General features: G+C 55.7%; 8 protein-coding genes. 7 read left to right on the forward strand and 1 reads right to left on the reverse strand.

Annotated features, from left to right (window positions below; genetic code table 11):
- Window positions 1–5: 5 nt before the first annotated feature.
- A complete protein-coding gene (gene aroF / locus FZ041_RS11155) occupies window positions 6–1,037 on the forward strand; it encodes a 3-deoxy-7-phosphoheptulonate synthase (RefSeq protein ID WP_075445710.1) in 1,032 nt (343 codons plus the stop codon).
- A gap of 52 nt (window positions 1,038–1,089) precedes the next feature.
- Here aroF and clpX read toward each other — a convergent pair whose 3' ends face one another.
- Window positions 1,090–2,373, reverse strand: a complete 1,284-nt coding sequence (gene clpX, locus FZ041_RS11160) for an ATP-dependent Clp protease ATP-binding subunit ClpX (protein WP_149189614.1) — start codon at window positions 2,371–2,373, stop codon at window positions 1,090–1,092.
- 156 nt (window positions 2,374–2,529) lie between these two features.
- Between clpX and FZ041_RS11165 the strand changes: the two genes are divergently transcribed.
- The 6 genes from FZ041_RS11165 to FZ041_RS11190 are packed head-to-tail and all read left to right on the forward strand — an operon-like array spanning window position 2,530 to window position 8,640.
- A complete protein-coding gene (locus tag FZ041_RS11165) occupies window positions 2,530–3,336 on the forward strand; it encodes a Cof-type HAD-IIB family hydrolase (protein ID WP_075445712.1) in 807 nt (268 codons plus the stop codon).
- Between the two features lie 41 nt (window positions 3,337–3,377).
- The gene (gene rapZ / locus FZ041_RS11170; protein WP_082336335.1) at window positions 3,378–4,310 is read left to right on the forward strand and encodes an RNase adapter RapZ; all 933 of its coding nucleotides are present in this window, start codon (window positions 3,378–3,380) and stop codon (window positions 4,308–4,310) included.
- 6 nt (window positions 4,311–4,316) lie between these two features.
- Entirely contained in the window at window positions 4,317–5,627 is a 1,311-nt protein-coding gene (locus tag FZ041_RS11175; RefSeq protein ID WP_149189615.1) for a gluconeogenesis factor YvcK family protein, read from the forward strand.
- Between the two features lie 25 nt (window positions 5,628–5,652).
- Window positions 5,653–6,594: a DNA-binding protein WhiA gene (gene whiA, locus FZ041_RS11180; RefSeq protein WP_075445714.1), complete on the forward strand. Its 942-nt coding sequence runs from the start codon at window positions 5,653–5,655 to the stop codon at window positions 6,592–6,594.
- Between the two features lie 19 nt (window positions 6,595–6,613).
- Complete coding sequence (locus FZ041_RS11185; protein ID WP_439653969.1) at window positions 6,614–7,399, forward strand: polysaccharide deacetylase family protein; 786 nt, start codon at window positions 6,614–6,616, stop codon at window positions 7,397–7,399.
- Window positions 7,396–8,640, forward strand: coding sequence for a copper amine oxidase (locus tag FZ041_RS11190; protein WP_149189616.1), 1,245 nt, complete (start codon window positions 7,396–7,398; stop codon window positions 8,638–8,640). Before FZ041_RS11185 ends, FZ041_RS11190 begins: the two co-directional genes overlap by 4 nt.
- The last annotated feature ends 56 nt before the right edge of the window (window positions 8,641–8,696 follow it).

Below are 8,696 nucleotides of genomic sequence, written 5' to 3' on the forward strand. Positions count from 1 at the left end.
AATCTATGGTTATTATCATGAACCCAGATGCAACGGCAGCTGAAATCAAGAGTGTCATCGAGGTGATCACGGCCGCAGGGCTGGAAGCCAAAGTCATGGAGGGCAGCCAGCAGAAGATTGTCGGCGTCATTGGCGACAAGACGAAGGTGGCCGATGTGGCCATCGATGTCATGCCGGGCGTGGAGAAGAGCGTAGCTATCTCCAAGAGCTTCAAGCTGGCCAGCCGTGAATTCCATCCGCAGAACAGCGTTGTCGATGTCGCCGGCATCAAGATCGGCGATGGTACGCCGGTGGTCATGGCGGGCCCCTGTGCAGTCGAGTCCAAGGAGCAGCTGTTTGAGGCAGCTGATATCGTCAAGGCGGCCGGTGCTCAGTTCCTGCGCGGCGGTGCTTATAAGCCGCGTACGTCACCGTACTCTTTCCAGGGCCTGGAAGAAGAAGGGCTCAAATATCTGGCCGAGGCGCGTGAGCGTACGGGTTTGCGTGTCGTTACGGAGGTCACGACGGTAGAGGCGATCGAAAGCGTCGTGAAGTATGCGGATATGCTTCAGGTCGGCGCACGCAATATGCAGAACTTCGGGCTCTTGAAGGAAGTCGGCAAATGCGGCAAGCCGGTCCTTTTGAAACGCGGCCTGGCGGCAACTATCGATGAGTGGCTCAATGCGGCTGAGTACATCATGAATGCCGGCAATCCGAATGTCGTTCTCTGTGAACGCGGCATCCGCACTTATGAGACGTATACGCGCAATACCCTCGACCTCAGTGCTGTGGCAGCGGTCAAGCACCTTTCGCATCTGCCGATCATCGTCGATCCGAGCCACGGCACGGGCAAATGGCGCATGGTGAAGCCGATGGCGTTTGCAGCTATCGCTGCCGGCGCTGATGGCCTCATGATGGAGGTGCATCCGAATCCGGCCAAGGCGCTTTCGGATGGCCCGCAGTCACTGACACCGGAGAACTATCAGGAAGTCATGGCAGGCATCTACAAGCTATCGCAGTTTATGAAACAGGAAAATATCACGTCGATGGATATCTGATGCTATCGGCGTACAAGAAAAGCCTTCCCGCGGGAAGGCTTTTTGCATGTTTTTATTTGTTGAGTTTTTCGATGTTGGGCTTGGCGCCGCTTTCGATGCAGTCCTTAGTGATGATGACTTTGCGCGGCTCCTCGGATTTCGGGATGTCGAACATGATGTCGAGCATGACATCCTCGATGATGCCTTTGAGGGAGCGAGCACCAGTCTTGCGTTCGATGGCTTTCTTGGCGACAGCACGCAGGGCATCTTCCTCGAATTCGAGCTGGACGTTGTCCATCGCCAGCAGTTTCTCATACTGCTTGACGGGAGCGTTTTTGGGCTCGGTCAGGATGCGCAGCAGCGCGTCTTCGTCGAGGGTTTCGAGGGTGCAGATGACCGGCAGGCGGCCGATGATTTCCGGGATGATGCCGTACTGCATGAGGTCTTCCGGACGGACCTTATGGATGAGCTCATCGAATTTCGGCTTGTCGTCCTTGCCCTGCACCTCGGCACCGAAGCCGATCGAGGAGGATTTGGACAGGCGCTTGCCGATGACTTCATCGATGCCGACAAAGGCACCGCCGACGATGAACAGGATGTTCTTGGTGTCGACTTTGATGGTCGGTGCCTCGGGATGCTTGCGCTGGCCGCGGGAAGTGAACTCGACGACGTTGCCTTCGAGCATCTTCAAGAGCGCCTGCTGGACGCCTTCGTGGCCAGGGTCGGCTGTGATGGAGTTGTTGGCGCCGGATTTACGGGCAATCTTATCGAACTCGTCGAGGTAGATGATACCGTGTTCGGCCTTCTCGATGTCCTTGTCGGCGGCATAGTAGAGGTTGCGCACGGCGACTTCTACATCGGCACCGACAAAGCCGGCCTCGGTGAGGCTCGAAGCGTCCGTTACGGCAAACGGGATGTCGAGGAGCTTGGACAGATGCGAGAGCAGTGCCGTCTTGCCGCAGCCGGAGGGGCCGAGCATGATAACGTTGGATTTCTCGATTTCGGTGCCATCGTCGTTCTGATAGCCGTACTTCATGCGTTTATAATGGTTGTAGACCGCGACGGAGAGGATCTTCTTGGCGCGGTCCTGGTTGATGATGTATTCGTCAAGATACTGCTTGATGATATGTGGCTTGTTCTTGGCCAGGATATCGTCGAGCTGGCCGGCGAATTCCTTATGCTCTTCCTGCTGGGTGGCGGCGTCGTGCTCGTCGAGGAAGTGATTGATCTCGCGCACACAGTTCTTGCAGATGGCAAAGCCGGTATTCGGGTCATAGATCGGCATATCGTATTGATCATGGACTTTGATCGTGCGCTTGCAGAAGCTGCACTGATGCGTGATTGGCTGCTTAGACATATGAAACGTCCTTTCTGACACGTATTTTGCGTATGTTAGTAATCTTATTATCTTATATAAGTACGGTTTTTTCAAGAGGGTTCTGCCTACTTGCATTTTCCGCTCAATGTGAGAAAATAGGATTGATGGATTCCCCGCTGTTGAGGAGGAGAAATTATGTCAGTAAAACTTTTTGTAACGGATCTGGACGGTACGCTGCTGCCCGGCGGACAGCAGGTATCGGCCGCGAATATAGAGGCAGCACAGGCGGCTGTCAAGGCTGGCGTCACGGTGACGATCGCGACGGGACGCATGTACAAGGCGGCCCTGCCGGTAGCGAAGGCACTGGGCGTCGATGTGCCGATCATCACGTATAACGGTGCGCTCATAAAGACTGTGGGTGGTGAGGTGCTGTACAGCAGCTTCCTGGATCCCGAGCTTGTCTGCCGCGTGGTGGATTTCTGCCGTGACAGGGGCTGGTACTTGCAGACGTACAGCAAGGATGAGCTCTATTATGCAGAATACGATGAGAATGCCAAGGCTTATGAGGCTTCGCAGAAGATACAGGGCCATGCTGTGGGCTGGGATGGCCTCAAACAGCACACGGATGAGGTGTGCAAGGTGCTGTCGGTGTCAAGCTGTGCAGCGGAAACCGATGCCCGTATCGCGGAGCTGCGGGCGGCGTTTGGCGATGTGATCGCACCTGTGCGCTCCAATGCCAACTATGCGGAAATCATCAATGCTGGTGTGAGCAAGGCGGCCGGCATCCGCAATCTGGCCAGTCGGCTCGCTATCGCGATAGAGGATACGATGGCTATCGGCGATGCAGACAACGACCTGCCGATGCTCAAGGCCGCCGGAAAGGCGATCGCTATGGGCAATGCAGTGCCAGCGGTCAAGGCGGTCTGTGATTATGAGACGACGGACTGCGAGGCGGACGGTTTTGCGGCGGCGATCTATCGCTATGTCATCCCGCAGGACTGACAGGTAGAATATAACGATATTTTTTTATAGAAGGTGAAATCATGGAGAATGAAATGGAGGCTGAACTCGTGCAGCCGAAAAAGGATGACTTCCGTTTTGTCATTGTCACGGGCATGTCGGGCGGCGGCAAGACACAGGCCTGCCGCTATATGGAGGATCTGGGCTATTTCGTCATCGACAATCTGCCGCCGGTCTTCATCCCGAAATTTGTCGAACTCTGCAAGCATGCAGGCGGCCATGTCGGCAAAGTGGTGCTCGTTGTCGATACGCGCAGCCGCGAGTTCTTCGATACGTTCATCCACACTCTTGACGATATGGATCGCGACGATGTGTCGTATGAGATGCTGTTCATGGATGCGTCCGATCCAGTCATCATCCGCCGGTACAAGGAGACGCGGCGCCGTCATCCGATGGCTCCTTCCTCGCGTATTTCGGAGGGGATCGCCAAGGAACGCGAACGCCTGGCACCGGCCAGGGCCAAGGCTACCTATATCATCGATACCTCAGAACTCAAGAAGGTGGAGCTTCGCGACAAGATCCATCGTCTGTTCGGCAACACCGAAGGTGAGCAGATGAATATCAATGTCTTGTCGTTCGGGTTCAAGTTCGGCATGCCACTGGATGCCGACATGGTGCTCGACGTGCGTTTCCTGCCGAATCCATTCTATATCGAGACGATGCGGCATAAGAGCGGGGCGGTGCCAGAGGTGGCAGAGTATATAGCCAAATGGCCTGTTACGCAGGAATTCATCGAGCGTCTTGACGGCATGATCGATTTCCTCGTGCCGCAGTATGTCAAGGAGGGCAAGAGCCAGCTGGTCATTGCCGTGGGCTGTACGGGCGGCATGCACCGCAGCGTGTTCATCGCCAAGCATATCTATGAACGCTTGAGTGCGAAGAAGTACCCAGTGAAACTCGAGCATCGCGACCTCATGAAGAATGATGTTCATGAACATGTGCGTGAGGAGTGTTAAGGGAAGATGCATTTATTGAAATGGCTCTATCCGGGCATGAAGTTCAAGCGCTGGCTGCTGCTGTTCTCGGCAGGTGTCATGCTGGTGAGCTTGGGCTTGGCGCTGATTTTCAACTATAAATACCTCGACTACATCGAAGAAGCGATTTTCCGCGCGGTCTATCTCTGGAAGGGCAGCTACAATTACACGTTTTCTACACTTATCGGCATAACCGTGGTGGTACTGGGGGCAGCACTGATGCTGGTAGCGACGAAGTTTGTCATCCGCTCGGTCATCACGGTGCTGCTGCCGGACAATTCGGAACGTCTCGTGGATATCATCTATGAGAAACGCCGTCTGGGCAAGGGCCCGACTGTGACGGTGGTCGGCGGTGGTCATGGCCTGTCGGTCTTGCTGCGCGGCATCAAGTCCGCGACCAGCAACGTCACGGCGGTGGTGACCGTAGCCGATGATGGCGGCTCGTCGGGCCGCCTGCGTGAGGAGCTGGGCATCATTCCGCCGGGGGACCTGCGCAACTGCCTGGTGGCGCTGGCTGATACCGAGCCCTTGATGGAGAAGTTGTTCCAGTACCGCTTCCGCGGCAAGAGCGAGCTGGCTGGACATAGCTTTGGCAACCTGTTCATCGCGGCGATGAATGAGGTGACTGGCGATGTCGAGAAGGCCTTGCAGGAATCCTCGAAGGTTTTAGCTGTCAAGGGGCAGGTTCTGCCTGCTTCGAAGGAGCATGTACGGCTTGACGCTATCATGGAGGATGGCACGGTGGTCGAGGGCGAGTCACATATCCCCGAGGTGCAGAAGCGCATCCATCGCGTGCGCTTGTTCCCAGAGAATCCGCAGCCGGTGCAGTCTGCACTGGCTGCCCTGACTGCGGCCGATGCAATCATCCTTGGCCCAGGCAGTCTCTATACGAGCATCATGCCGAACCTCTTGGTTAGTGGTGTGGCTGAGGCCTTGCGCAAGAGCAAGGCGGTGAAGATCTATATCTGCAACGTGATGACCCAGCCGGGAGAGACGGATGGCTATACGGCTTCGATGCACGCCAAGGCCATCATCGATCATGGCGGCAAGGGGGTCATCGACTACATGCTGGTCAACAGTCATCCGATCTCGTCGGAGATGCAGGCATATTATGCCGAAAAAGGGGCCTATCCCGTCGAGGTCGATGAGGAGGCCATCAATGCGCTGGGCATCGGTTTTGTCAAGGCAGATATCATCAATGAATCAGACGTTATCCGCCATGATCCGGACAAGCTCTGCCGCAGCGTCATGAAGATGGTTTACCGCCTGCAGCCTAGCGCTATGAAGGGCTTTGAGTAGAGAACAGGCGGAGGAGTGAGATGCTATGCCGTCATTTGCGACGGAAGTAAAGAATGAATTGGCACGACTGAGCTATGACCGCAGCTGCTGCCGCACGGCGGAGCTGGCGGCGCTCTTGCGCATGGGGGCGACGATAACCTTTGGCCTGCGCCGCACCTTTGGCCTGAATTTCACGACCAAGAATGCGGCCGTAGCGCGCAAGACGCTGCAGCTGCTGAAGAGCGAAGGCGGCGGCATACGCACGGAGATCACTGTGCGCCGTGCACGCCAATTGAACAAGAACAACAATTATACGGTGCGTGTGGTGCCGTCGCCAGATGTTGCCGGCTTGCTGGAGACTTTGGGCTTCCTGCATGATGACAGCCTCAATATGGATACGGACATGGCTATCCTCAAAAAGAATTGCTGCCGCGTAGCTTACTTGCGCGGCGCGTTCCAAGGCGGGGGCAGCGTGAACCGTCCGGAGGCCAGCTATCATCTGGAGCTCGTGACCGGCAGCTACAGCTTGGGGAAATTGCTCTATACGCTTCTGAAACGCATGGATTTCCCTGTGGGGTTCATCGACCGGAAGGATGACTACGTTGTGTACCTCAAGGAAGGCGATGCGGTCATGGACTTCCTGGCGATGATCCAGGCTGATGAGGCGGTAGAAGCTTTTGAGGTGGCCCGCAATGTCAAGGAGGTCCGCGAACAGGTGAACCGGCTGGTGAACTGTGAGACGGCCAACCTGCAGAAGACTGTGGATGCTGCAGGGCGGCAGCTTGAGGCTATCCGCAGGCTGCAGGCGGCCGAGGTCATTCCGCGACTGCCTAAGAAGTTGCGACAGACTGCGGAGCAGCGCCTCGCACATCCCGATGCGAGTCTGGCTGAGCTGGCGGATATGCTGGGAGTCAGCAAGTCGGGGATGAATCATCGGATGCGGAAGCTGCGCGAGCTGGCAGAGGAATTGCCAGCTGCCCAGCTGTGATGAGAGAAAGGATAATCTGTTGAAATACTTCAAACGAATACTACTGGTGGCGGGGGCGCTGCTGTTGGCTTTTGCTGGCTGGCTGGCCCTGACGCCGATGCCGGACGGAGTGCCGGTGCTCGAATATCATATGGTCAATGATGCGGATAATGACGAAGGCTGGGCGTATAACGTGCCGCCGGAGGAGTTCCGCCAGCAGCTGGACTATTTGCAGCAGCAGGGCTATACGACGATTACCATGCTGGAATTCATGAAGGCGAAGAAGGGCAAGCTGGAGCTGCCGGACAAGCCTATCATCCTTACGTTTGATGACGGATATGAGGATAACTATACGACGATGCTGCCGATGCTTGAGGAGCGTGGCATGAAGGCTGTGGTCTATATGGTGACCAATGATATCGGCCGGCCGAATTACCTGAGCTGGGATCAGCTGCGAGATATGCAGGACCGCGGCATTGAGATCGGCAGCCATACGGCTAACCATCAGCCGCTCACACATCTTGATCCAGAGAAGCAGGCTGAGGAGATGCGCTTATCGAAGCTCCTGATGGAGTGGAATGGCATCCGTACTGTATTCAGCTTTTCCTACCCGAATGGGGCCTATACTGATGCGATGCCGGGAATGCTGGCAGAAAATGAGTATCTGACAGCCGTGACAGGCGATGCCGGGCTCAACACCTTTGCCACGAATCCCTATCTGTTGCAGCGTGTGAATATCCCGCATCCGCGTTTTGGGCTTACGGAGTTCAAGTTGCGCCTTTGGAAAGCGGCGGTCATGACGAAGTTAGGAGTGAAGCAACATTGAAGCTGAGAGTTGTCAAGCGGATGCCAGCAAAGAAATTGCTGGCTGCATGTGTGCTGGCTGTCGCTATGACCAGCTGCCAGCTGCAGCCGGTTTCTGCATCCAGCCATGAAGTGGGGCAACAGGAAATGAACATCAAAGAGCGGATAGACACCATCCTGAATAAGGCATCAACAAGACCGGCTTCCATGGGCAGTGAGGTGTGGGGCAAGGAACCCTGCGTGATGCATGAGCTGCCGACCGAGAGCAGGGATGAGGGCGGTACACTGCTATTTTCGGACAGTCCTGAATATGTAAAACAGGATGGCGTGTTGTATCGTGACACGGTGGCAGGTGATGCACGGGTATTTTACTATCATCTGAACAATACCGATGTGCCGAAAAAGCTGGCAGTCGTGCTGCGCAATAAATACGATGGGGTGAACATCGTCAAAGTGACCCGGGGCGGCAGCGGTGCGCCGAGCAAGGATTACCTTTTTGTCGGCAAGACGGTGCAGCTGGATTATTTTGCAGCGTCGATGGATGAGACGCTGGTATTGACGCGGGACGGCCGCCGCTTATTGCAGGACTCGATGGCTGAAGTGGTATTGAAGCCGGATGAGCTTGTGGCGGGCATGTACGATTTCCAGGCTTTGCATCCTGTGGAGGTGTCGGTGCTCATGGTTGGGGAGGATGCTGATCCGCTGCAGGCGGCATATGAACTGCCAATCCTGCCCAAGGATGAGATGCGGCTGCGTGGAACCTTTACGGGGATGAACCGGCAGTTGACTGTGACGAAACGCTATGATCCGGCGAAGGATGGCGTCATGTATTTCCGAGTGGCCGATGATGAGCGCGACAAGTTCCGCGACGGCATCGATGCGACTGATGGCAGCAAGGTGAGCAATGAGGGGAATTATGGTGTCGTCTACCGTATCCATATACCTATCAAGGGGAACCAGCCTGTGCAGTACTTCCTGTCACCATTGGGCGGTGTATATGCAGGCGCGATACGAGCTGTGACTGAGACGGCGGAACAGAAACTACTGCCGGTACCAGCGAAGGCACCGTTCTTCGGTGCTGCTATATTGGAAATATCGAAAGAACTGCTGTCCCGGCTGGCTCCAGGCGATGATATACTCGTCAAGAGAACGGAGCTGTCTGACTTAGGCATCTATCCCGGTGACCGATCGGTATGGTTTTATTACTCGCCGCCAGGGGCATCGAATCTTCCTGTCAATATCATAGTGAAACCTGCGCCCTGATTGTGGCGTGTAGGGAAGAGATTGTCGAACGCCTGGCGACGGACAATCTCTTTTTT

The sequence above is a fragment of the Pseudoselenomonas caprae genome, assembly GCF_008271345.1.
Lineage (GTDB): Bacteria > Bacillota > Negativicutes > Selenomonadales > Selenomonadaceae > Selenomonas_A > Selenomonas_A caprae.